The sequence below is a fragment of the Paenibacillus sp. FSL K6-2859 genome (assembly GCF_038008265.1).
Classification (GTDB): Bacteria; Bacillota; Bacilli; order Paenibacillales; family Paenibacillaceae; genus Paenibacillus_AQ; species Paenibacillus_AQ nitricinens.
The window spans coordinates 107,823-132,984 of the sequence record NZ_JBBOYU010000003.1 but is presented as its reverse complement, the minus strand read 5'-3'; the positions used below and the strand labels follow the sequence as shown (position 1 = coordinate 132,984).

At 41.6% G+C, this 25,162-nt stretch carries 21 protein-coding genes; all 21 read left to right on the top strand.

Translation table 11 applies throughout. From position 1 onward, the window contains the following. Positions 1-106: 106 nt before the first annotated feature. The 21 genes from MHB64_RS33235 (at position 107) to MHB64_RS33135 (ending at position 24,985) form a co-directional block, all read left to right on the top strand. The gene (locus tag MHB64_RS33235) at positions 107-775 is read left to right on the top strand and encodes a hypothetical protein (protein WP_341109659.1); all 669 of its coding nucleotides are present in this window, start codon (positions 107-109) and stop codon (positions 773-775) included. A 1-nt stretch (position 776) separates the two neighbouring features. Further along, positions 777-1,316, top strand: coding sequence for an accessory gene regulator B family protein (locus tag MHB64_RS33230; RefSeq protein ID WP_341136468.1), 540 nt, complete (start codon positions 777-779; stop codon positions 1,314-1,316). 144 nt (positions 1,317-1,460) lie between these two features. Then, positions 1,461-1,808, top strand: a complete 348-nt coding sequence (locus MHB64_RS33225) for a LytTR family DNA-binding domain-containing protein (protein WP_341109661.1) — start codon at positions 1,461-1,463, stop codon at positions 1,806-1,808. A 186-nt stretch (positions 1,809-1,994) separates the two neighbouring features. Then, complete coding sequence (locus tag MHB64_RS33220) at positions 1,995-2,396, top strand: hypothetical protein (RefSeq protein WP_280788210.1); 402 nt, start codon at positions 1,995-1,997, stop codon at positions 2,394-2,396. Positions 2,397-2,412: 16 nt separating this feature from the next. Beyond that, positions 2,413-3,159, top strand: coding sequence for a LytR/AlgR family response regulator transcription factor (locus MHB64_RS33215; protein ID WP_341136467.1), 747 nt, complete (start codon positions 2,413-2,415; stop codon positions 3,157-3,159). A gap of 435 nt (positions 3,160-3,594) precedes the next feature. Then, complete coding sequence (locus tag MHB64_RS33210; RefSeq protein ID WP_094878513.1) at positions 3,595-3,960, top strand: hypothetical protein; 366 nt, start codon at positions 3,595-3,597, stop codon at positions 3,958-3,960. Positions 3,961-4,384: 424 nt separating this feature from the next. Beyond that, positions 4,385-4,693, top strand: coding sequence for a DUF2325 domain-containing protein (locus MHB64_RS33205; RefSeq protein WP_256990664.1), 309 nt, complete (start codon positions 4,385-4,387; stop codon positions 4,691-4,693). Between the two features lie 688 nt (positions 4,694-5,381). Further along, positions 5,382-5,576: a hypothetical protein gene (locus MHB64_RS33200; protein ID WP_094878514.1), complete on the top strand. Its 195-nt coding sequence runs from the start codon at positions 5,382-5,384 to the stop codon at positions 5,574-5,576. 303 nt (positions 5,577-5,879) lie between these two features. Further along, on the top strand, positions 5,880-6,593 hold the full coding sequence (locus MHB64_RS33195) for a hypothetical protein (protein WP_445671655.1): 714 nt from the start codon (positions 5,880-5,882) through the stop codon (positions 6,591-6,593). A gap of 111 nt (positions 6,594-6,704) precedes the next feature. Further along, entirely contained in the window at positions 6,705-7,016 is a 312-nt protein-coding gene (locus MHB64_RS33190; protein WP_094878516.1) for a hypothetical protein, read from the top strand. Between the two features lie 194 nt (positions 7,017-7,210). Then, the gene (locus MHB64_RS33185) at positions 7,211-8,173 is read left to right on the top strand and encodes a hypothetical protein (protein WP_341136465.1); all 963 of its coding nucleotides are present in this window, start codon (positions 7,211-7,213) and stop codon (positions 8,171-8,173) included. A gap of 24 nt (positions 8,174-8,197) precedes the next feature. Continuing rightward, positions 8,198-8,908, top strand: a complete 711-nt coding sequence (locus MHB64_RS33180; protein WP_341136464.1) for a hypothetical protein — start codon at positions 8,198-8,200, stop codon at positions 8,906-8,908. 110 nt (positions 8,909-9,018) lie between these two features. After that, positions 9,019-9,729 (top strand): hypothetical protein, encoded by a 711-nt coding sequence (locus MHB64_RS33175; RefSeq protein ID WP_341109667.1) that lies wholly within the window; start codon positions 9,019-9,021, stop codon positions 9,727-9,729. Positions 9,730-10,363: 634 nt separating this feature from the next. Next, entirely contained in the window at positions 10,364-10,813 is a 450-nt protein-coding gene (hfq, locus tag MHB64_RS33170) for an RNA chaperone Hfq (RefSeq protein ID WP_341136463.1), read from the top strand. A gap of 65 nt (positions 10,814-10,878) precedes the next feature. Continuing rightward, on the top strand, positions 10,879-11,454 hold the full coding sequence (locus MHB64_RS33165; protein ID WP_094878521.1) for a hypothetical protein: 576 nt from the start codon (positions 10,879-10,881) through the stop codon (positions 11,452-11,454). A 528-nt stretch (positions 11,455-11,982) separates the two neighbouring features. Next, on the top strand, positions 11,983-12,762 hold the full coding sequence (locus tag MHB64_RS33160) for a hypothetical protein (RefSeq protein ID WP_341136462.1): 780 nt from the start codon (positions 11,983-11,985) through the stop codon (positions 12,760-12,762). Between the two features lie 93 nt (positions 12,763-12,855). After that, on the top strand, positions 12,856-13,512 hold the full coding sequence (locus tag MHB64_RS33155; RefSeq protein WP_341136461.1) for a hypothetical protein: 657 nt from the start codon (positions 12,856-12,858) through the stop codon (positions 13,510-13,512). Between the two features lie 43 nt (positions 13,513-13,555). Beyond that, on the top strand, positions 13,556-14,878 hold the full coding sequence (gene dnaG / locus MHB64_RS33150; RefSeq protein WP_341136460.1) for a DNA primase: 1,323 nt from the start codon (positions 13,556-13,558) through the stop codon (positions 14,876-14,878). A gap of 256 nt (positions 14,879-15,134) precedes the next feature. Beyond that, positions 15,135-15,371: a hypothetical protein gene (locus tag MHB64_RS33145; protein ID WP_094878525.1), complete on the top strand. Its 237-nt coding sequence runs from the start codon at positions 15,135-15,137 to the stop codon at positions 15,369-15,371. A 112-nt stretch (positions 15,372-15,483) separates the two neighbouring features. Further along, a complete protein-coding gene (locus tag MHB64_RS33140) occupies positions 15,484-15,720 on the top strand; it encodes a hypothetical protein (protein ID WP_341136459.1) in 237 nt (78 codons plus the stop codon). 199 nt (positions 15,721-15,919) lie between these two features. Then, positions 15,920-24,985, top strand: a complete 9,066-nt coding sequence (locus MHB64_RS33135; protein ID WP_341136458.1) for a fibronectin type III domain-containing protein — start codon at positions 15,920-15,922, stop codon at positions 24,983-24,985. Positions 24,986-25,162: the final 177 nt, after the last annotated feature.

Genomic DNA, 25,162 nt, shown 5'->3' with positions numbered 1-25,162 from the left:
AAAATAAATGCATAAAAAAGAAGAAGTTTATGACGATATAATAATTAGGAGATCTCTAATGGGTCTTTCAATATCCAAAAGGAAATAGATAGTAGGGAGCAAGTTAATGAATGCAGGATGGATGGTTTTTCTTTCAATAGTATTTTCTACACTTGAGATAGTAATGATCTTGTCTCTCTCATTGTTGCTATTTCGTATTTCTTTTCGCAAGAAGCTAGATCAAATCGTTTTGATTGGAGTAATCCTATCTTATATCTCTTTTAAAATGAGAGATTTTGGGCTTACTGGGTGGGATACTCTGCTCCAGATTATTCTAATGATCCTGGCACTTCGCATGATATTTAGTATCGGGTGGATTTATTCGGTCATTATTGTAGCTGCCGGCGCTTTGGCTTTGTATTCGGGTATACAGTTTGTTGTTTATTGGTTAATAACGCGCAGTCAGGGTGTACAGTTCTTAACTCAAGACGGTCTCAGCAGTGGTGCATTACTACTCCAGGGTGGAACTGTTATTATCGGATTTATCCTTGCCTTCCTCATGAATCGATTTCATTGGGGCGTGACGTTTGTTCCATATGATCCGAAGGAACCAGTAGAATTAATTGGGATTAACAAAAGAATATTTATAGCAGCAGTGTGTATCATTGGAGCTTTCATGCTATCTTTAATTGCTATTCACTTTAGACTAGATACATTAATCGAAATCAGCGGCTTAACACTTTTAATATTATTGGTGTATATCTTAAGGTTGGTTTTTAAAAAGGAATTTTTATAACATGATAGAGTTGCTTGCACAGAAAATAGTGAAATGGACCATCAAGTATACTGATGAAAATCAATATTCAGAAAGTCATATGATGTTTTTTATGCTTCATTTACTCACGAATACAGGAGTTATTGTAGTATCCATATTTCTTGGCATTGCGAGCGGGGAATTGAGTGGTATGTTTACCGCTATCATAAGCTTGGCAGTTTTAAGGAGATTTTCCGGTGGTTTTCATTTAAAGTCGCCGGAAGGATGTATTCTTGTCACTGTCATAGCAGCTTATGGAGCAACTATATTTTCTGTAGGGGTACTCCTAGAATGGTTATTCCATTTGGTAACGCTCGGTATTATCTTTTTATTTGCACCTAATCCTTCGAACGATCTTGTGAAAGGAATAGAAAGTCACAAAGTACGATATAAGTTAATTTCCGTCTTACTGGTTGTTGGAAGTATGTTATGGGGGAACTCAGTAATAATCAATATCTTTATGTTTCAAGCTATAACGATAATTCCATTCACATCGAATAAGAAAGGTGGTGAGAAAATTTGATTATCAAGAAGATGATAGCTTCTTCAGCTACCAAAATCATGATGTTTGGTTCGGCAAGATTAGCGACAACGCAAAAATGGTGGTTATTTACTACTGATGTACCAAACAAAGATTAAAATACTAATGAAAAAGGGATGAATTCAATTGGGTGAATCAGAAAAAATTGTATTCCCAGTACTGCGAAAAGATGGCCACTCTTTATCTGTTGATTATGTTGCTCTTGAGGACATCGAATTTTTTGAGTTCATAGATAATCGAGTCTGGGCATTTACTCCAAACGGAAAGTTTCAAATGCTGCATACTATTACGGATTATGCTCATCTGGATGGTTTTGCTCAAACCGACAGACCTTTTGTGGTAAATCAATCACGTGTGGTTGCCTTTGATCCGACATGGTCACAGGTTTTGTTCAAAAATAAGAGCAGAGCTAATGTATCTGGAAATCTAGCGAAAATGCTCAGGTCCTGGTTAAATCATTTACCTAAAGTATAGAACCTATCTCTTCTGAGATAGGTTTTTTTTATTGGAGTCATTTCGGCAAGATATGTTATCACAAGCAATAAGTGATGTAAATAAAAGAATAAAATGCAGATAGTGATGAAAGTAGAGGTGTATGAATGTTATTATGAGATTGTCGTTTTAATCCATGTATGTAAAATAAGTGAGGTGTTTTCATAAGTGACATTATTAGCCCTAGTAAAGGATCCGGATTTACCCGGACAATTGACCAACATTTCGCTCGAGGACTGTCTATATATTGAAACCAACAAGAGAGTGATCTTATATCATCATAAAAATGGTAAGACATACAGCTCTGTGTCGATGCTAGCGGACTTAATGGAAAGTGATTTCATCAAGGAAATGACATTTGCTAGGATGGATAACAGTAATTTTGTGAATCTCTCAAAGGTTAAGGTATTTGACTCTCACGAAGGATGTGTCTTTTTCGAAAGCAATCCAGACAACTATAGTAAACGAGCAAACATTGCCCAAAAAAACTTTTCAAAAATGCGACAAGAATTGGAACAAGGTAAATTGCAGTTAAATACTCGTGAAACCAATAGCACTAATGTTACATAAGGGAGGATATACATCTATGGTGCTGCCTGTATATAAAGTATTAGTTGCAGAATATGACGAAGAACAATTAGAAACACTCATTTCATCGCTAGCACGCATACCACGAGTAGAAGTAGTTGGGGTGGCCCGGGACAGTAGTGAGTTGATGAATCAAGTTACACAGATGTATGGAGAAATCGATGCTCTAATTATTGATATGAGTCTTGGCAATGGTGTGAGTGGTGCAGACGCCTATATGCGAATGCCTTATCGTGGTATTGAACTTCCAGCAATCTTTCTTACGGATCAGGAACATATTGATGTCCAATCAACTTACGATTTGGGTGTCATCGATGTCTTGCAGAAGCCGTTTACATTTGAGAGGCTGAATAAATGTATCATCCAACTGCAAAAAGCTTTGCAGATAGATCGATTTTTAAAGAGTGGCGGGAAAATAGTCCCTATTATTGATTCGACTATTGAACAGGTCATGTCTATAGAGATAATGTACATTGAAACCGATTCATCTAAAAAAACATCACTGGTAAAAACGGAGAAGGCTCTTCATCCCTCTAGAATTACAATGAATCAATATGAGAGCTATCTGGTTAGTAACAATTTTAAGCGAGTAGGACGTCATCTTATAGTTAACATAAGACGAATTGAAGAAATCCGTGGAGTGGAAATTATATTCGATAATAATGACCGGATACCTGTGAACAAGAAATATGTATCTGATTTACTTTTCAGTATCAACTCAAAAGAAGATGTTATTAGACCTTAGTAGGGAATAGCGGGACCAAAGATTCAGTTTTTAATTATTTTCAGACGAGCTGAAATGACATTCATCCAGATGAATATTAACCAGGAGAAATAACTGGATATATAAGGATAAATAGAAGATAAGAACAAAATGGACATTATCATGAAAATAACAATGATTTTATAGAAATAGAATATATTGTATATCACATTAACAATTATTCAGTCGAAAAAAAGAAAAAAAAGTCGAATAAGGCAAGAACTCTTTTTATGATGTTTAGTGTCATTTAGTGTAGACAGAAATTATCTTATCCTGACGGAAAGTGATACAAACCTGGGTATGAGCATGGTACAATTTACCTATGAGGAAAACTGAGCGGCCTGCTTATTCTGCAGGAGATCAATTTATACCCTTTACAGAGCAAATTTAGGAGTAGAGAGTGAGTGAGCGACTAGCATGCTGGAGACAACCGTAAAACTGGCGAAACTAATGATTGAGACGCATAATACAACGGATGTATACACTATTGCGGAGAATGAGTCTATCAGAATTATAACCAATGATCATGTCGAATTGGCAGGACATATCGCATGGGTTATCAAGGCTTATGGTAGAAAAACACTTATCGTTACAGGGAAAATCAATGAGATGCAAAAACAATCTGTAGTTGCACGCGCAATCGGCTGTTTTGATATTTTTCTATATGATGAAGACGATACGCTAATGGGGCTACATGAGAATCCATCTACTTTCGAGCAGCAAGCCACATTAAATTATGCAAGTATCTTTTTATCCAAAAGTGCAGTTCCCGCTTTCGCATAAAATGAAACTATCTAGGGGTATGAGTAGGTCCAATAGACCTACTCTCTTTTTTTGGTTGGATTAACTAGCGTAATTGCGAAGCACGGACAATCTTCGTGTTTATAAGCAGAAATTAATCAGTAATTATCGATTGTCTTTTATTCGCTCAAATAAGCTGTGAATAATGAATCTAAATCGAAGAAAAGTATACATAAGAATACTGTACGGTACTTTTCCTTCTAGCTATAATTAAGACACCCAAATGAATTCATCTTTAATCAGTAAGGAAAGAAGCCTTGAACAGCACTGGCCCGCTGCTCAAGGCTTCTTTCTTCAGGTATGAGCTTGTCATTTAGAGAAGCTGGTTTATTATGATTCTAGAACTGATAGATAAGCCGGTTCACCCTTAAATATCTGAATGAATCCATATCAAGGAGGAATTATTATGATTAAAGATATCATGAAAACAGTGGCTATTATTGGGGGAACCCAAACCGATACACTAATTAAATTAGGAAAAAAGAGGGGACTCCAGGTACTACATCATACAGGAGAAACCAAACGCTCCAGAAAGAAAGTACTGGAAAGTATTATTAGGAAGGCAGATGGAGTAGTTATTATGGAGGGTGCTATTAACCATATGTCTATGAACACAGCTCGAGATTTGGCTGAAGGTATGGGTAAAAAAATTGGTTATCATACGGGATTTGGAGCTTCCGGTGCACTAGATAAAGCGGTTATATTAATAGGGTAATTCAAAATCAATTGTTATATTTGTTCATGATAGGAGTGTGATCCACATTACTTCACACATTATCTAATCCCCATTCTGAAAATAGAATGGGGATTATTTTTCATTTTCTATTTTCGTTAAATATCAGAAGAAAATAAAGTTTGAGACTGATGTGGAGATGATAGTGGCTTCCATGAAAGCTTCAAGATCTTGGTACCTTTGTTTAAAGTCTATATTTGTTTAACACACCAATGTCCTTGGCCGGAAGCGCTTGTATCTGCAGTTTGTGCTCCTAATGCCTTCTCCTTCTCTGTCAGATCTCTCTGACAGCAGGAACAATCACCTGCAGCAAGCAAGCCTGGTTCTTTAGAATGATGGTTTAATTGTTATCACCAAAGCCTGTGACCTATAGGAACGATCCCCAGTAGCTCCCGCTCCTGATTAAAAGCCTTGTGGATTTGCAGTAGGTCTTTCCGGTGGGCGCGACAGAGTAAGCCCATACAGAACATGCATTTGGTGATTCTGATACCTGCTGGGACCCATTCGGTTCACTGGTAACGACGGTCACATTAGTCACATTAAATAGTCTTTATAAAAACATAACCTTTGTAGAAAAAAAAGTATTTAATTTCTGTATTCAAACGTGTACAATAAAACTCGTGAAGTAGTTATTCCTGCCTATAACGATCTATAACGAAGGAGAATGTCTATGCAATCTGTTGCATTATCTGAAGAGCAAAAAATGATGAGGGTTATCTATAAAAAGGATAACCAATTACCCGTCACAGTTTATGGAACAATTTTGCTCTGTAATATTACCGATTTTATTCTGTATGATACGGATCACAAAAATACTATCCGTATCAATAATTCCGAATTAGAGGACATATCTCCTATCCAGTAAGTGATATATCTTTTGAGGGTTTATACATAAATTTATAGATTACACTTCGATCATATCGATTGTGTGATTTTGAAAGGGACATTTCTATGCGATTGGAACCGCATCTTATCGTTGATCGAAAGGCACCAGCTTCACCTATTTTGGCCTATAATCGGAACCAGCCTACATTTGCCCAATATCTTTCTCAGGCCGTTGTGGCTAATGCTGCGTCGTCGCCAGTGACCCAACGTGTTTCACAGCCCGCTTCAATCAAAAGACAGAGGTTGTTGCACTTATAATATTTTGAAAGTGAGGTTAATTCTTTTGACACAACCAATACATCATATTGAATCAATTCTCATGAAGGGACATCTTTCTAACAGAACAGCGCATTTTTTAGAAGTTGCTCTCCGTTCACAGGTAAACATGATTATTATTGGGGAGCGGGTAGATGCAAAATTACCTTTATTGGCTATACTCGGAAACCAAATTCCCCTCTCCGAAAAAGTCATTGTCCTGCAGGATGAACGGGCTCTTGAAATAGATAGGATGATGACACCTATTTGGAGTGCCACAAGTCGAGAAGACAAGCAAAAATTAATGAAAGCCGCTATATCGATGAATTCCAATCGTATCCTTTTGTCTGAGCTGCGAGGTGGAGAAGTAGAAGATTATATTGATGGGGTTATGCAACACCTCCAAGGAAGTATCACCACTTTCGTAGCAAGAGATTCTGAACACACAGTTGATCGTCTAGTCAATTTGATGATGAAACCTACTCTGCCTAACTCACCAGGAATGGAAAATCTTATTCCCTCTATCGTTGCGTCATTTGCGGAGCTTGTCATTCGAGTAGCCGGTAATGAAAGTAATTGGGAGGTTAAGGACCTTACCGAAGTCACTCTAGGACCCAAACTTGAGATTATCCATAGACCTATAATGGTGAATGAAGGCGAAAAAGAAAACTGGAATACCGAATATCCTAAGTTTGATATTAAAAGAAAACAGAAGCGGATTAAAAGTAAATGGTTTATTTAGTAACCTGGCATTACAACTGGAAGAACAAGCTGGTGAGAATGGTATTCTAGGAGCACCCTGTAGGTGCTCTTTTTTTATTAATAACGACAAGAACAGGAGGAGGTTAGTTAGATGGCAATTTTGAAAATCGAACAACGGTTAGTTCGGAAGGTGGGGCATCAATACTACCCAGTTAAACCTAAGCCGAGAGAGCTATGTAATCGAGTTACGATTCAGGTCCCTGATCATCTAGTATGGGAAAGGAAGATCCAGCCAGTGATAGATGCCTATGCAAAAGAAGTTTTTCGCGAGGAGCTGATCGGAAAGAACTTGGATGTCATACGACAAGAATATGGTTTAGAGCTGGTGCCTCATTTACTTTCATTCGAAGATGAAAACATTAGTCGTCAAGAGGGTAGACCATTCCGTTGGGAGTCAGTCTGAGGATCCATGAATTCATAAAAGGGATTGGAAGTGGCATCGAGAAAATTACTAGCATTACTCATAGTTATCTCATTTGATTCTCCTATTGCTGATCGCTAACATTGACCACCTTGTAATTATTAAAACTCAGGTTAGGATAATTGTAGCATTGGCAATGAATGATATTGTTTTCTGCGATCGAAAGGATGTGTACTATGTTAGAAACATATCGAAGAACGAGACAGTTTGGATCCTCTTCAGTAGCATCATTTGGTAATGTTGACAACAAATCATCCGTAATAACCGGTCAACATAACTATCCTGAAAAGCTTGGAATACCATCTATGGATGAACAACAAGCCCGTTTTGAAGGAATGTTCCGCAGGCAGCCAGATGATAAGCCAAGAGAACAGGTTTCCAACAAGGCAGTTCAACCCCTTTCCAATCAAGACGAAAGACCGAAGGTTGTATCATTAAAGAACAGAGATAACTTGGACAGATTGGATATTGCGAATAATAAGCCGAGTGAGAAGACCAGGACTAATCATTCATTAAGCATTCCACATGTCATTCAGAAACCTAAGGCAGAACTAGACAGACATGAGATAATGCTTCATCACGAGTTTATAAAGCTTAGAGAAGGCGAAAATGACTTGAAAATACAATTCGACCTACTTTCTTTTCATGACCAAGAAGATGGAGATAATGAGCGGCATAAAATTGTCATAACCATTCTGACTTTCAATAAAGAATCATCAAAACGCACCGGTATTCTGAAGCACTACATTGGCATGTGTGAGTTTGGTGCAATTATGGACATGGTTTCTCGTGAGCAATTTTCTGGAGAAACATTTTATGGAGGCGGATTCATCAATGGCGAATGTATTTCGCGAATAACAGAATTTAACGTCATGCGCGACGGAAAGCTCGGTATTCGGTTAAAGCAAGGACCAGGTATACGGACACGAGAAGGCGGTGTACGTCCGAATCCAGACCGTAAAGGCGATTGTATAACTTTGCAGGTCATGCTTGGCGGCTTTGTACTGAAAAAAATGATTTTTAAGCTTAAAACCATCGTCCAAAATCAGATGTTACTTGATTTGAAAAGGTCACACGAAGAGTCGATGTCTCGGACAAGCACAGATAGAAGTAAACACCTGCTGTCATGTCGATCTTGATTAATAAGTAAAGGAGTATAGGTAATGAGAGAAACAGATCTCTTTGAACCGGTCAAAAGCTGGCTAGAGGAGCGGGAATGGGATGTATATGCAGAGGTGACTGGTGTCGGTGGTCGAGCGGACATAGTCGGTCGGCATGGGATGGCAGTACTGAATGTGGAGTTGAAAGTGCAGCTTTCTTTTGAGTTATTAAGTCAGGCTGTAGACCGAAAAGCGTATTTCCATTATGTTTACATTGGAATTCCTAAAAGAAAGACACCCATACCTAGAATAGCAAGAGATTTATTAAATAGAGAAGGGATAGGATTGCTTGAAATTCAGAATGATTTCGTAAGCATGTCTCTTCCTGCGAGATTTAATCGTCCCGCTCCATATCACAATATAAAGTGGGACAGTGTATTGAGACCAGAATATAAGTTACATGTTGGAGGGGATAACGGTCCTCACATACAGACTCCTTACAAACTTTTGATGAATGGGATTAGAAATCATTTAATAAGCGTGAGAGATGCCGATAATTTGAGATCTGTTCACGGGGGCTTTCGTAATTATGGATGGATAGAAATTCAAGAGATTTTAGATCACTGTGAAGCGCATAGACATTATGCTGCTCCAAAATCATCAGTCTCAAATGCTTTAAGATCTTTTGAAATGAATTGGTGTGAAGTGAAAAAAGAAGGAGGGAAACTTTTTTACAGGGCAAAGGAAGATATACAAAGACAGATGAATCCATAACCCACTATTTATGTTTCGTAAAGCCCATTGGTATATTAATGTTTTATTATAGAATCATTGGAATAATGCACTCCAGTATAGTGTATAGAAGGAAGAAGGTGAGCTACACTATGAAAAAAAATAAAATCGTATCACTGGAAAATTACCGCAGTGAGCGTGAGGTGGAAGATTATTTAAAGGAGCGGGCCCAGGCTTTGTATTTTCAGGAAACTGCTTTAAACATAGAGCATAACATTCCCGTTTCAATAAATTGCACGTATATACCGCGCTGGATTCAGATATGCGAAGCTTTAATGAAACGATACCAAGATATGCTACTGTTTTTGAACAATAGTGAGGGAATTCTCATAACAGATGGCAGACAGTATGAAGATGTGCTCACAGAATACTATTTAAAAAAAGTTGAACTGGATCATCACCTAATTCGTCTTGGTGGAAATCGAAAATCCGAACAACATTATATATTCGAGTATGAGATGTTGCATTGGAAATATTGGGCGGAGCAATTTCAAATAGAACTTGAGTCTGCTTGTTTTATAGATAATATTGACCAATCACAGTATGGCACGTCGGGGCAGATGCTCATATATTGTTCAGAAGCAGACCTTCCATCATTTATGAAGGGCTTACGAGTTTATATTGACCATTTAAACCATTTAAATGATGATGCTGAGATGATCATAGTAGCAGCGATATTCCTTCATGAATTTCAAGATATATTAGGTGAGAGTTCTTGTGTTGAAAGTGATCTCTTAGACCGGCTACATCAACAATTGCTAGATGTCACACAATATAATAAATTAATCTCTCGGTTTTCCTAAGAAGGGTCAAACTTCTGGATGGATACGATATTTTGAATATCCTAATAGCTTGTACAGAAAACTAGGATTTTGAAAATAAGAGAAGGTACCTTAGGTTCCTCCTTTTCTAAGTCCAATAAAATTTCAGGAAGTGGGATTGAAATTATGAATAAAATCATGTATCCAATAGCTGCTTTTTTTGTCCTCTTTGTTTCAACTCTTTTAATTTTACGTGATATTCAATATGCTGCGATCATAGCGACAATTGGATTATTAAATGTATTGAACATTCAAATGTGGGTTCTACTAATTAATACCTGGAGAAGTTATAAATCGAAAAAAACATAGTAAACTAGAACAAGTCTAAAAAATGGGGCTAATCTCGTAAAACCGAAAACCCACTCTAATATCCCATTCATCAAAAGCCTATTATACACCTGTATGAGAGGCTTTTTTCTGTGCGCTCAGCTTAGCGACATCACATGGGTGAAATAGCGAAGCAAGGAATAGAAATGGGTTTTTGAGCGTAAATGTCCTCCTCCCTACTAGGTGAATCATTATATCCTCCGAACTGAGTTGTCATTTGGTAATCCCATACTATGATAATCAGACCATCAAATTAATATACCAGTATGGTATTGGAGGAGGAAGATTTATGAAGCATAATAAACCAATTATTCAGGACCATTTTTTAAATCAGTGTCGAAAGGACCGTACGCTACTCCGGATCTATCTGAAGAATGGGGTACCAATAAATGGACATCTTACGGAATACGATAGTTTCACTCTACTAATTCTTGATAATGGAAAACAGCACTTTATCTACAAACAAGCGGTAGCTTCTATTATTCCCGTTAAACCTATTATTCTTCCTCCTATGGAGATTCTGGAGCATGGTGATCGTCAAGATCGCTTTTTCACTCAATGTCAGGCAGGAAAGATCCCTCTCACTGTCTATTTAATATCAGGAAAACCATTGATCGGTACAATCTCTCATTTTGATACCTTTACTATGGTATTGAATGGTAAAGGTGGCCAACAGTCATTTATCTATAAACATGCCGTTTCGACCATATCACCAGCGCGTAAGGTTACAATAAAGTAAACATCATAATACGATGCTTTACATGTGATGAAGAAAATATGCTAAATATATTATGAGGTAGTGTGATGAAATTGTCTTTGAGAGGAATTTGTGTGCTTCGCGTTTTATTTTTGGCAGCTGTTTATAGTGTATTTCAGAGTTTTCTATCCAATCCCAATGACAAGAAGCTGTTTTTCTTTGTCATAGTGATGATAAGCATTATGGGTTATGCAATGGACCGAAATAGACAAAAGGATTCGAATATCAGCACTAATAGATTAACTAAAGTCAAAGAAGCTTCAAACATACCGCATTGTAAGCTTGCTATGGAAGAAAAGTATAAGTGCCTATCATACACTGAGTTAAAATGGATTGGGAAAGAACTCCAAAGAAATCAACAGCATACTCAAATAAAGGGTTCATACTATTTTGTGATCTGCGTATTGTTGGTTTTTACTTGGATGCAAGGTTTACTGGAAGCGGGTGGTGAGGTTAATGTGGGCTTGAGGATTCTTATCCCCGGTTGCTTTATTCTGTTTCTAGCTATTCTAGTCATTCGTATATATATTCATCAACGACAGCTTGATAAGGAGAATTTGGTAATCGAGAGTATAACCTCCAAAAGTGAAATTAAGCGTAGGCTTAGTAAATATGCAAATTAGAAATAGCAGTTTTGACCAAATTTCTTATTTACTTTTATTACAAAAATATGTAAACTAGGTTTATCAAATCTTTTTTGCATTCCTTTGAGTGTACTCTTAAGCTGTGAACGTTATAATACGATGGCAGCAAATCTTATAGTGCACAGTGGACTTTGGTTAGCGGAAATCATCGACCAAAGGATAGAGGAATGAAGTTGTAAGTCGTCACGGAATTTTTGAACAATAGCTCCGTACTGATGATGACAACGCAGCTAGCATGACGATCAGGATTGCGTATTGATTCCGCTCTTGTTCTCAAAATGCAGGCAGAGATATTTAAACAGTGATTTTAAAAATGAAGATGCAAAGCCCTACGGGATTATAAAAGAGTGTCAGCCAAATTAGGCCGATGCTCTTTTTTTTGTGCCTGTAGGTGAGAAGAAGGTTGACGATGCAGATGTTGTCAATTAGAAAAGTCAGGTTATCATTCTCGTAACAACTAATTCAGAAGAGTACTTTGAATAAAAAACAAAAATGGAGGAACTCAAAATGAAAAAAGAAATCGTCGTTGTCTTGATGATAATGGTATGTCTGATTGCCACTGGTTGTAGTGATAAAAAGAAAGAGAACCAAACCGTAATCCCGGCAGTCACTAAAGTGACTCTGTTGTCCAGTTCGAACTTGTATGGACCTGATCATTCAGGTGCGCAAGAGTTCATCGATGGAATTACAGAAGAGGCGACTATTGATGAAAAGGAAGCGATCATCGCTGATATTCTTGCTAGCGAAGCAAAGAAGACAGTAGAACAGACCTTGGTACCGGTGGAGCTGGAAAGTCAGATTAAGCAACTAGAAGAGATGAAAACAAATTCCAAATTAAACTGGGAATTTGAAAAAGCCAAGGATGCAGAAGAGTCAGCATACTATATCCTTCAAGATTTGCTCTCTACAAGTAAAAATCCAGAAGGTTTTGTAAAAAGTGCTTGGATGGGTCAAATAGATAGCATTGAGCGGAAAGCACAATTGATCCGCAACAGCCAAGATAAAGTTAAACGTATGAAGGAGCAAACAACTGCTACATTGGATGCTCAGATTGAGGAAGTGTATGTAACTCAGCAAGCGTATGAGAAATGGTTATCCGAGCTGGAGCCTGCTGAGTTGTCTATTCAAGACTTTATAACTCGTGCTGAACAAGCCTTGGACCATGCATTTTTTGTAATCGATGAAGGAAAACTTCAGCTACAAGAAGCGGATGAAAATCTGCTAGAAAGCCTGGAAAAAGTCGAAAGTTATTTAGAACAAGCAAAGGCTGTACTAACTGCGGTCTAACCCCAATATGGCCTGGAGCGAAAAAGGCTCCAGGCTTTCTATTTTGGGACACTATATTATACACATTACCAATCGATATGGAGGGAATTGAAAATGGAAGAAAAAGCGAAAAAAGTAGTCGAGTTAGGAATTGAACCTGGGGACCGATTTGCTAATCGAAAAGGAAAGGAATTCTTTTTGTTGGAAGTGATTAAGAGGGGCAATAGATGTACTCTCTTGGCAGCTTCAGCAAATAAACAACAATATTCCGTATCTTTGAATGATTTTGAAAAAATTCTTGAAAAGAATGCTGCACCTCAACTCGTTCAAGATTATCATGTTGAGGTTCAACAAGGAAAAGAGCGGAGTAAACAAGTCCTTTCTTTGAAACGAGGAGACAAGATTAAATGTCAGAATGGGATCTTTTTTTTCGCTCTACGAAAAAATAGTTTAATCTATCTCTGGTCAGAAGGAGTAGGATGTGGAGATATTCGAGTTCTTCCTGCAGGCTATTTTCTTGAACTTCTCGAACGGCCAAAGCCGGATAAGGAACATCAAAAGAAGTTGAAAAAAGTTAGTCAATATATTGGTCAAACAATTAATTCGGGTGACGATGATTACGTTGTTGTTGGGATTAATGAATTTGAAACCCATGTGGTGCTGCAAGGGAGCGAGGACAATAAAACTCTCTCTATTGATGATTTTTTGAGCCAAGCTGAACAAAACTATACGATCATTTCGCGCTATCAGCATGAGAACAAAATATCATAATAAAGTGACAAAAAGATAAAATTGTAAAGGAGGAGCCTTCCACATGGCAATCACTAAGGAGCAACAAGAAGAAATCATTATCGCTTGGTCACAAAAAGCAAAAGAAAAGATTGATATTTCAAATGTAGTCGGGGATTATCTGTTCTTGCAGAGGAATGGGAATATGCTTAGAAGTATCTGTCCTTTTCATGAGCGAAAGGGACAGGAACTTACTTTTGAAGTGAACCAGACCCAACAAGTATTCCAATGTAGTTCGTGCCAAGTGGAGGGTGACTTTTTTACGTTTATCCTCTTAATGAATCGAAAAATCAATCCGGAGTTTTCTGCATATGATGCGTTTAAACTCGTGAATCAGCAGTACATTGGGACTAACATAGCGCATTTGGTGGATCCACGTCATGAAAGGCATCACCAGTTGATCGAAATGTATGAGGGGAATGAATTTATAGCGAACCTTTATCATCGTGTACTTACAGAAACAGAAGAAGGGAAGCTGGCTCTTCGGTATTTATTGAAGCGCGGCTTAACGATGAAAACTATAAAAACATTTAAAATCGGATTCGCACCAGATTCATTTCAGTTTGCTACCGATGCTTTAAAAGCAAAGAACTTTAATATGGAGCTCATGGTAGAATGTGGTTTGATATATATGAATGATAAAAAGAAAATGTTTGACCGATTCCGTGGTCGAATAATTTTCCCAATCCAGGATATTAAAAATCGCGTTGTTGGTTTCGGAGGACGCACGATTCAGGATGGAGTGCAACCGAAGTACTTAAATACTTCAGAAACTCCGATTTTCATAAAAGGTGAACATGTTTATAATTTGAACCGTGTCTTACGTGGACATAAAGAGGGACAACCGATTGTTTATTTTGAGGGTTATATGGATGTGATTGCTGCATGGCAAGCTGGATGTACAATTGGTGTAGCCACTTTAGGTACAGCTATGACGCAATCTCAAGTTCGCCTAGTATCTTCAGTAACTGATCAGGCTATTATCTGCTATGATGGCGATGAACCTGGACAATCAGCAACTGAAAAGGCCCTCTTGCAAAATGAAAACTTCGGAATGGTATTAAAGGTTGCTCCGATGCCGGCTGGTACGGATCCAGATGATTATTTCAAAGCGTATGGTGCTCACTCTTTTCAGAGAGATGTGATAGGAAAAGCAATTCATCCTTTTGAGTTCCGCTGTAATCGCTTAAGAACAAAATGTTTTGAAGCGGGTGGAGATCGGGTTGCTTATCAGGTATATCTTCAAAAAATAATTAGTCTAATAAAAAAACTGCCATATAGTGAACAGCACAGATACCTTACCAAGTTTGAAAGTAGATTTCATCTATCGAGAAGAACCTTTTTATAGATGAAAAGTCGAAACAGGTATTGAGGCTCCCGAAAGGGGGTCTTTTTTTTTGGAAAAAAATTAGAATTCGTTATCTGTAAATGATTAATTACACTATAGTATAATAAACTGTATACATTAGGTTACTTACAAAGCCGCTTTGAAACCGTATTATTATAAATGTAAGCAGCACGCACGAAACAACGTGAGAGCTGATTGGTCGGCCAGAGCCGACTTGGGATATTTTAACACTTTTAGTTGGAGGTGAGTTTGAATTATGTTGAAAAAAGTAAAAAAGTGGGTACGGAACGAACAATCCGCATCGCTGACAACTGAGAATGGCATGCTGATGCTGGGCGGTATCGCCTTGGCAGTGGGTGCAACCTTTCTGGTGTCTCAGTATCTGAAACCAACCGGTGAGACTGTACTTTCCGGCATGGAAGCAACAGCAACGAGTGGTATTTCTCCTGACACTGCAACGGATAACGTTTCAGGATGGGGTCGCACGAACTAATCGGTTAATGTGCTCTGCAGCAGCACAATGGATCTAAAAGAGGAAGGGTAGCCTCGATTGAATTAACCTGCCTAACCAAACCAATCACATTTCCCTAAGGAGGAAACTTACAATGTTTAATAAAGTTAAAAAATGGGCTCTGAACGAACAATCCGCTTCTCTGACAACTGAAAATGGTATGCTGATGCTGGGCGGTATCGCCTTGGCAGTGGGTGCAACCTTCCTGGTATCTCAATATCTGAAACCAACTGGTGAGACTGTCCTATCCGGCATGGAAGCAACAGCAACGAGTGGTATTTCTCCTGACACTGCAACGGATAACGTATCCGGCTGGGGTCGCACAAACTAAAAGTGACCATATTACAAAAAAAGGCGCCTAATATGGGCGTCTTTTTTTGTATTTAAATATTTACAATATAGTTTTAATGTATTTACATGTGTACAGAATGTATGTATGATGAAAACACTAAGAAAAAATTATATCCATAGCGAATGGGAGGCGCTGAAAGGACAATTTATCACAAAATTATTTCGAAAGAGGTAAGTAAATGAGACCACTATTAAGAAAAACGCGTACAGGTAAATGGACTATTATTGGGAAACTCGCCCTCTCTGTAGCGATCCTCGGTAGCTCAATGACAGTTGGTGGGGGAATTACGGGTTTTGGTCCATCCATTGCACAGGCAGCAAGCTCAACCACAGTCTATTCTGATAATTTCACAGTACCTGGGCCTGATGGATATTCATATCGTGTAACTATTTATGACCCGGATCTCGCTTATGTATCGAGAATAGTTAATGGTGTTGAGGATGATCTTGACTCTCGGCAACTACCGGATGCACCATGGAACGATCAAGATAAAATACTGAATGTAACTGTAACTTTTAATGATGATAAAACTATTACAATTCAAGCGGTTTACTATGCACAGGATAGTAATTTTACATTCACTACTAAAAAGATGCTTTTTCCTCCAGCAGCACCAACGTTCTCTGTAGATAATCCTGGTGAAGCTAAAGCTAAGACCGTATACATTAATTATGCAGCTGGTACAACAAATCCCAAGGTAAATGGAAGTAACTATACTGGTTCATATAATGCAGTGGTAAATAATCAAGTATTACAAGCATACAGTTATTCATCGGATGGCGTGAGATCAGTTACTGGGAGATATACCGTCACGGGAATTGACAATATTCCTCCGTCAAAACCTACTTTCAGCGTTGATAATACAACACCTTATGATGGGATTAAAAAAGTAACTATAAACTATTCGGCTGATTCTGTTATTAAAGAATGGTCAACAAATGGAAGTACTTATTCCCAATATACTGCTCCGATTAGTTTAATTGCGGATGCTACGGTTTACGCTCGAGCAACGGATGCTGCTGGAAATGTGAGTACAGTTTCTTCGGTTGTAGTCACAGGTCTAATGTATGAATTAACTTATAGATCAGCCATGAATTCGGTTGAAAAAGCGGAAGGATCTAAGTTGCAAGCGGATGTGACTTCAGCCAGAAATTTTGTCAGTAAATTGAATGATCCGGAAAAGGGTGAACTCAACGCCCGTTTGGATATAGTGCAGGTGGCAATCGACTATGCTGCACAGGTTACGACAGCGACTGCAGCAGTAGTGAAAGCAGAAGGGTCGAAACTTCAGGCAGATGTAACGGCGGCGCGTACATTGGTGAATGCTCTCAATGCATCTGACAAGGCGACACTTGGAGGCCGTTTGGATACAGTGCAAGCAGCAATTGATTATGCGGCAAAAGTAACTGCCGCAACTGCAGCGGTAGTGAAAGCAGAAGGGTCGAAGCTCCAGGTAGATGTTACGGCGGCGCGTACCTTGGTGAATGCCCTCAATGCATCGGAAAAAACGCCGTTGAGCGCTCGTTTGGATACAGTGCAAGCTGCGATTGATTACGCGGCAAAAGTAACTGCCGCAACAGCAGCGGTAGTGAAAGCAGAAGGGTCGAAGCTCCAAGCAGATGTTACGGCAGCCCGTACCTTGGTGAATGCCCTCAACGCATCGGAAAAAACACCGCTGAGCACTCGTTTGGATACAGTGCAAGCTGCGATTGATTACGCGGCAAAAGTAACTGCCGCAACAGCAGCGGTAGTGAAAGCAGAAGGGTCGAAGCTCCAAGCAGATGTTACGGCAGCCCGTACCTTGGTGAATGCCCTCAACGCATCGGAAAAAACACCGTTGAGCGCTCGTTTGGATACAGTGCAAGCAGCGATTGATTATGCGGCAAAAGTAACTGCCGCGACAGCAGCGGTAGTGAAAGCGGAAGGGTCGAAACTCCAGGTAGATGTTACAGCGGCGCGCACCTTGGTGAATGCCCTCAATGCATCGGAAAAAACGCCGTTGAGCGCTCGTTTGGATACAGTGCAAGCAGCGATTGATTATGCGGCAAAAGTAACTGCCGCGACAGCAGCGGTAGTGAAAGCGGAAGGGTCAAAGCTCCAGGTAGATGTGACGGCAGCTCGCACCTTGGTTGATGCGCTGAATACCGCAGACAAAGCTCCTCTCATCGCCCGCTTGGATACAGTGCAAGCAGCAATTGATTATGCGGCAAAGGTTACGACAGCGACAGCGGCGGTAGTAAAAGCGGAAGGGTCGAAACTTCAAGTAGATGTAACTGCAGCTCGCACCTTGGTGAATGCCCTCAATGCATCTGACAAGGCAACGCTTGGAGCAAGGTTAGATGCAGTACAAGCAGCAATTGATTATGCGGCTAAAGTGTCGACGGCAACAGCAGCTGTAGTGAAAGCGGAAGGAACGAGACTTCAGGCAGATGTGACGTCTGCGAGAACCTTGGTTGATGCGTTGAACACCGCAGAAAAAACACCGCTCATCGCCCGCTTGGATACAGTACAAGCTGCAATCGACTATGCGGCAAAGGTTACGACAGCGACAGCGGCGGTAGTGAAAGCGGAAGGAACGAAACTTCAAGTAGATGTAACGGCGGCTCGCACCTTGGTGAATGCCCTTAATGCATCTGACAAGGCAACGCTTGGAGCACGCTTAGATACAGTACAAGCAGCAATCGACTATGCGGCGAAAGTTACTGCAGCGACAACAGCGGTAGTGAAAGCAGAAGGGTCGAAGCTTCAAGTAGATGTAACGGCGGCGCGTACATTGGTAAACGCCCTCAATGCATCTGACAAAACGCCGTTGAGCGCTCGTTTGGATACAGTACAAGCGGCAATCGACTATGCGGCACAGGTTGCGACAGCGACAGCAGCTGTAGTGAAAGCGGAAGGAACGAAACTTCAAGTAGATGTAACGGCGGCTCGCACCTTGGTGAATGCCCTCAATGCATCTGATAAGGCAACACTTGGAGCACGCTTAGATACAGTGCAAGCTGCAATCGACTATGCGGCAAAAGTGGCGACGGCAACAGCAGCTGTAGTGAAAGCGGAAGGAACGAGACTTCAGGCAGATGTGACGTCTGCGAGAACCTTGGTTGATGCGTTGAACACTGCGGAAAAAACACCGCTCATCGCCAGGTTAGATACAGTACAAGCAGCAATTGACTATGCGGCGAAAGTTACTGCAGCGACAGCAGCGGTAGTGAAAGCAGAAGGGTCGAAACTTCAAGTAGATGTAACGGCGGCGCGTACATTGGTGAACGCCCTCAATGCATCTGACAAAACGCCGTTGAGCGCTCGTTTGGATACAGTGCAAGCGGCGATAGACTATGCGGCAAAAGTTACTGCTGCGACAGCGGCGGTTGTAAAAGCAGAAGGGTCGAAGCTTCAGGCAGATGTAACATCGGCTCGAACGTTGGTTGACGCATTAAATACGACGGACAAAGCTCCACTTAACACCCGTCTAGATATAGTGCAAGCTGCAATCGACTACGCGACACAGGTTACGACAGCGACAGCGGCTGTAGTGAAAGCAGAAGGGTCAAAACTTCAGGCAGATGTAAACGTAGCTCGTACATTTGTGAATGCCCTCAATGCATCTGACAAGGCAACGCTTGGAGCGCGTTTGGATACGGTGCAAGCCGGAATTGACTATGGAACAAAAGTAACTGCTGCGACAGCCGCGGTAGTAAAAGCGGAAGGGTCAAAGCTTCAGGTAGATGTAACATCGGCTCGAACGTTGGTTGATGCATTGAGCACGACGGATAAAGCTTCGCTGAACGCCCGTCTGGATATAGTGCAAGCGGCAATCGACTATGCGGCAAGAGTAACGACTGCGACAGCCGCGGTAGTAAAAGCGGAAGGTTCGAAGCTTCAGGTAGATGTGACATCCGCTAGAACCTTGGTGAATGCCCTCAATACATCTGACAAAACGCCATTGAGCGTCCGTTTGGATGCAGTGCAAGCGGCGATTGATTATGCGGCTCAGGTTACTGCTGCTACAGCTGCGGTAGTGAAAGCGGAAGGAACGAAGCTTCAAGTAGATGTAACGGCGGCTCGCACCTTGGTGAATGCCCTCAATGCATCTGAAAAAACTCCGTTAAATACCCGATTGGATACAGTGCAAGCGGGAATCGACTATGCGGCAAAAGTGGCGACGGCAACAGCGGCGGTAGTGAAAGCGGAAGGAACGAAGCTTCAGGCAGATGTGACTTCTGCGAGAACCTTGGTTGATGCCTTAAACACGGCAGAAAAAACCCCGCTCATCGCACGCTTGGATACAGTGCAAGCCGCGATTGACTACGCGGCGAAAGTAACTGCTGCGACAGCAGCGGTAGTAAAAGCGGAAGGGTCGAAGCTTCAGGTAGATGTGACAGCGGCTCGCACTTTGGTAAATGCTCTTAATGCATCTGAAAAAACACCATTGAGCGCTCGTTTGGATACAGTGCAAGCGGCAATCGACTATGCGGCAAAAGTGACGGCAGCAACAGCGGCGGTGGTAAAAGCAGAAGGGTCGAGACTTCAAGCAGATGTGACGAATGCGAGAACTTTGGTTGATGCGTTGAACACAGCGGAAAAAACCCCGCTCATCGCACGTTTGGATATAGTACAAGCGGCAATAGACTATGCGGCAAAAGTGGCGGCTGCGACAGCAGCTGTAGTGAAAGCAGAAGGGTCGAACCTTCAGGTAGATGTAACGGCGGCTCGCACATTGGTGAATGCTCTTAATGCATCTGACAAAACTCCGTTGAATACTCGATTGGATATAGTGCAAGCGGGAATTGATTATGCAGCTCAGGTTACTGCTGCGACAGCAGCTGTAGTGAAAGCGGAAGGAACGAAGCTTCAAGTAGATGTAACGGCGGCCCGCACCTTGGTGAACGCCCTCAATGCATCTGACAAAACACCGTTGAGCGCTCGTTTGGATACAGTGCAAGCGGGAATCGACTATGCGGCAAAAGTGGCGACAGCGACAGCAGCGGTAGTGAAAGCGGAAGGAACGAAGCTTCAAGTAGATGTAACGGCGGCTCGCACCTTGGTGAATGCCCTCAATGCATCTGAAAAAACTCCGTTAAATACCCGATTGGATACAGTGCAAGCGGGAATCGACTATGCGGCAAAAGTGGCGACGGCAACTGCAGCTGTAGTGAAAGCGGAGGGATCGAGACTTCAGGCAGATGTGACTTCTGCGAGAACCTTGGTTGATGCTTTGAACACGGCGGATAAAACCCCACTTATCACACGCTTGGATACAGTACAAGCAGCAATTGACTATGCGGCGAAAGTTACTGCTGCGACAGCAGCGGTAGTAAAAGCAGAAGGGTCGAAGCTTCAGGTAGATGTAACGGCGGCTCGCACATTGGTAAATGCCCTCAATGCATCTGACAAAACACCATTGAGCGCTCGTTTGGATACAGTGCAAGCGGCAATCGACTATGCGGCTCAGGTTGCGACAGCGACAGCAGCGGTAGTGAAAGCTGAAGGAACGAAGCTTCAGGTAGATGTGACAGCAGCTCGCACATTGGTGAATGCCCTCAATGCATCTGACAAGGCAACACTTGGAGCACGCTTAGATACAGTGCAAGCGGGAATCGATTATGCGGCAAAAGTGGCGACGGCAACTGCAGCTGTAGTGAAAGCGGAGGGATCGAGACTTCAGGCAGATGTAACGTCTGCGAGAACCTTGGTTGATGCATTGAACACGGCGGATAAAACCCCGCTCATCGCCCGTTTGGATACAGTACAAGTAGCAATCGACTATGCGGCAAAAGTGGCGACGGCAACTGCAGCTGTAGTGAAAGCGGAAGGATCGAAGCTTCAAGTAGATGTAACGGCGGCTCGCACATTGGTGAACGCCCTCAATGCATCTGATAAAACACCGTTGAGCGCTCGTTTGGATACAGTGCAGGCGGCAATCGACTATGCGGCACAGGTTGCGACAGCGACAGCAGCGGTAGTAAAAGCAGAAGGGTCGAAGCTTCAAGTAGATGTAACGGCGGCTCGCACATTGGTAAATGCCCTCAATGCATCTGACAAAACAACGTTGAACACTCGTTTGGATACAGTGCAAGCAGCAATCGACTATGCGGCGAAAGTTACGGCTGCTATAGCAGCGGTAGTAAAAGCGGAAGGGTCGAAGCTTCAGGTAGATGTAACAGCGGCCCGCACATTGGTGAATGCCCTCAATGCATCTGACAAAACACCATTGAGCACCCGATTGGATGCTGTTCAAGTTGCAATCGACTATGCGGCACAAGTTACGACAGCAACAGTAGCGGTTGTGAAAGCGGAAGGGTCGAAGCTTCAGGTAGATGTAACGGCAGCTCGTACATTGGTGAACGCCCTCAATGCATCTGACAAGGCGACGCTTGGTGCACGCTTGGATACAGTGCAAGCCGCGATTGACTATGCAGCAAAAGTAACGGCGGCGACAGCAGCTGTAGTGAAAGCGGAAGGATCGAGACTTCAGGCAGATGTGACTTCTGCGAGAACCTTGGTTGATGCGTTGAACACGGCGGATAAAACTCCGCTCAACTCACGCTTGGATACAGTGCAAGCGGCAATCGACTATGCGGCGAAAGTTACTGCCGCAACAGCAGCTGTAGTAAAAGCGGAAGGATCCCTGCTTCAAGATGATGTGGATGCAGCCCGTACCTTAGTGAACGCGTTGAATTCAGTAGAAAAAGATACACTGAATTCCAGACTTAGTAAGGTTCAGGAAATCGTAGATTATAACGTAAAAGTTCGAGCAGCAACCACCGCAGTAGATAAAGCTGAAAGTACGAAATTGCAAGTTGATATTAATGCAGCAAGAATTTTGGTAAACGATCTTCATACTGAAGACAAAGATGCTCTGAATACACGCCTCGATGGAATTCAGAAGGCAGTCGATTATTTGGCCAAAGTCAAGAAGGCAACGGATGCAGTAGTGAAAGCTGAGGAATCTAAGCTCCAGGCAGATGTAACGGCCGCAAGAAGCTTGGTGGGAGCACTCAACGAAGCAGAAAAGACAGAACTAAACTCCCGTTTAGATGCTATTCAGGAAGGTATTGACTATAATGCTAAGGTTAAAATCGCAACTGCAGCAGTCGAAAAAGCAGAAGACACCTTCTTACAAACAGATGTGACAGCCGCTCGAGTTTTAGTAAATGGACTAAAAGGCATCGATAAAACATCACTTACAGAACGGTTGGATGCGGTCCAGGAGATCATTGACAGTACAACATCAAACCAAGCCGCTACGCAAGCGGTGCTGAAAGCCGAAGTTTCCAAATCTCAATCAGATGTCAATACTGCCCGAGCTCTTGTCGATCAATTGAAAGATCTTTCTATGAAAGACAAGTTGAATCAGCGCCTTGATGCTGTGCAGAAACTCCTGGATTATAGTGATTTGATTGGTCAAGCCTATGCTGCGGTTATTAAGGCAGAAGGAAGCGAAAAGGCGGAAGACGTTGCGGCTGCTCTTGCTCTTATAGAGAAGTTGGATGAAGGTACGCTAAAAAATGCTCTTTCATCTCGTCTGAATGTTGTTCAAGCAGTAGTCAACGCCGTTATTGCAAACCAATTGAAATTTGATGAAGCGCGAGCTGCAGTCCAGAAAGCGGCAGAAAACACCAATAATGTGACCTATACTGCTGCACGTGATCTGGTAAACCAATTGCCAGCAAGTAATGCTAAGAATGAATTGGTCGAGCAATTGCAAGCGATTCTCGTAAAACTGAGCGAGGGTACAGCTATCAGTGAAGCGACTCAGGCTGTATTGAAGGCAGAAACGTCAAAAACGTTAGCAGATTACAAATATGCAATTGCTAAAGTCAATCCACTTAATTCAAGTGATCAGAAAACAAGCTTGGAAGGACGACTTGCATCTTTGAAGGAAACACTGGATTTGGCAGCTGCTAATGCTACAAAGCTCATCGATGCTAAAGTAGCAGTTGAAGGAGCTGAGAGACTTAAAACTCAGGAGGCAATCAATTTAGCAAAGACCTTGGTTGATGCGTTGAACACCGGTGCTGAGAAAACAAATCTGCTGAACAGACTTAAAGTGGTACAGGATAGTCTTACAAGTTCTTCTATGGTTGTTACGAACTTGGGTGTCACAAATCAAAAGGCCACATCATTGCGTATTACTTGGACAGCTCCAGCCAACGTAACCACATTCAAAGTGGAACGAGTACTGAATGGAACAGTCGAAAAGACAGTTTCACTAGTATCTTCCTCGGATGGATACAGTGACACAGGCCTGCAAGAGAAAACAGAATATGAATACCGTATCACAGTGAAGTACGGTACGCTGTCAGGGGAACCAGTTGTTTATAAGGTCCGTACACTCGCTGAAGGAGAAACACCTCCGGTTGAAGAACCAAAGCCGCAGCCGACTGACCCAGCAATGAATGTCTCAGGTTTCAAAACTAAGACTCAGACAAAAAACAGCATCACACTGGAATGGACAAAAGTACCTGGTGCGATCGGTTACAGATTGGAGCGAGTTAACGAAGACGGTATAGTTGAAAAGACTGTCAACTTGTCGACGGTGAGTTCGTACAATGATTCATCACTTGATCTGAATACGACCAATACGTATCGTCTTGCTGCTAAGAATAAGTTCGGTGCTTTCGGTGAAGTCAGTATCATTCAGGCGAGTACTCTTCAGGTAGAGGTTCCTCCAGCGCCTTCGATAACACAATTGGATGTAGATGGAGAAGGTGTCCTTCATTTTGTTGGACAAGGTACTGAGGGATATAATCAGTACATGGTCATTAAAAAAGCATCCGGCGTACAACTTGCTCGTTTAGCAGTTACGAATGGCATTGAAAAGACTTACGTATTCAATCTTGCTGGCGATTACACTATCCGGATGGAGACGTACAATTCGGCTGAAAAAGTATCATCTTACAGTGCTACTCAAACCGTCACTGTCGCGACCTATATGGTGGAAGCACCAATTCCTCAAGACCTACAGGCGACTGTAGAGGTTGATGGGAATTACAATGCCTTTACCTCTTCGGTTATCAATGATGTGAATGGTTTAGCTGAAAAGTATTCCTTCGAGGTATACGATCCAAACGGAAAGAAAATCGCTTCAGGCATAGGGAAGGTAATTGGAGACCGTATTGTCTACACTTACAAAAAATCAATTACAACAACTGTTACGGGGACGTATACGATTAAGGTCCGCGGCAAACATGGAGCAAGTACTTACGGCGAATATGTTACGAGTACTGTCGAAGTCCAATAAATAAACAATAAAAATACCCTTGCCAGGAATTCTGGTGAGGGTATTTTTATTGTTCGGCTCGGTCACAGGTAACGGAGGCCGGGTTTTATTTGCTCTCCAGACCACCTCTTAGAATGGATAACCTACTGCACTGGAAAGGATCAATTGTTTTTTTGGATAATACACGTTACTTCTTTA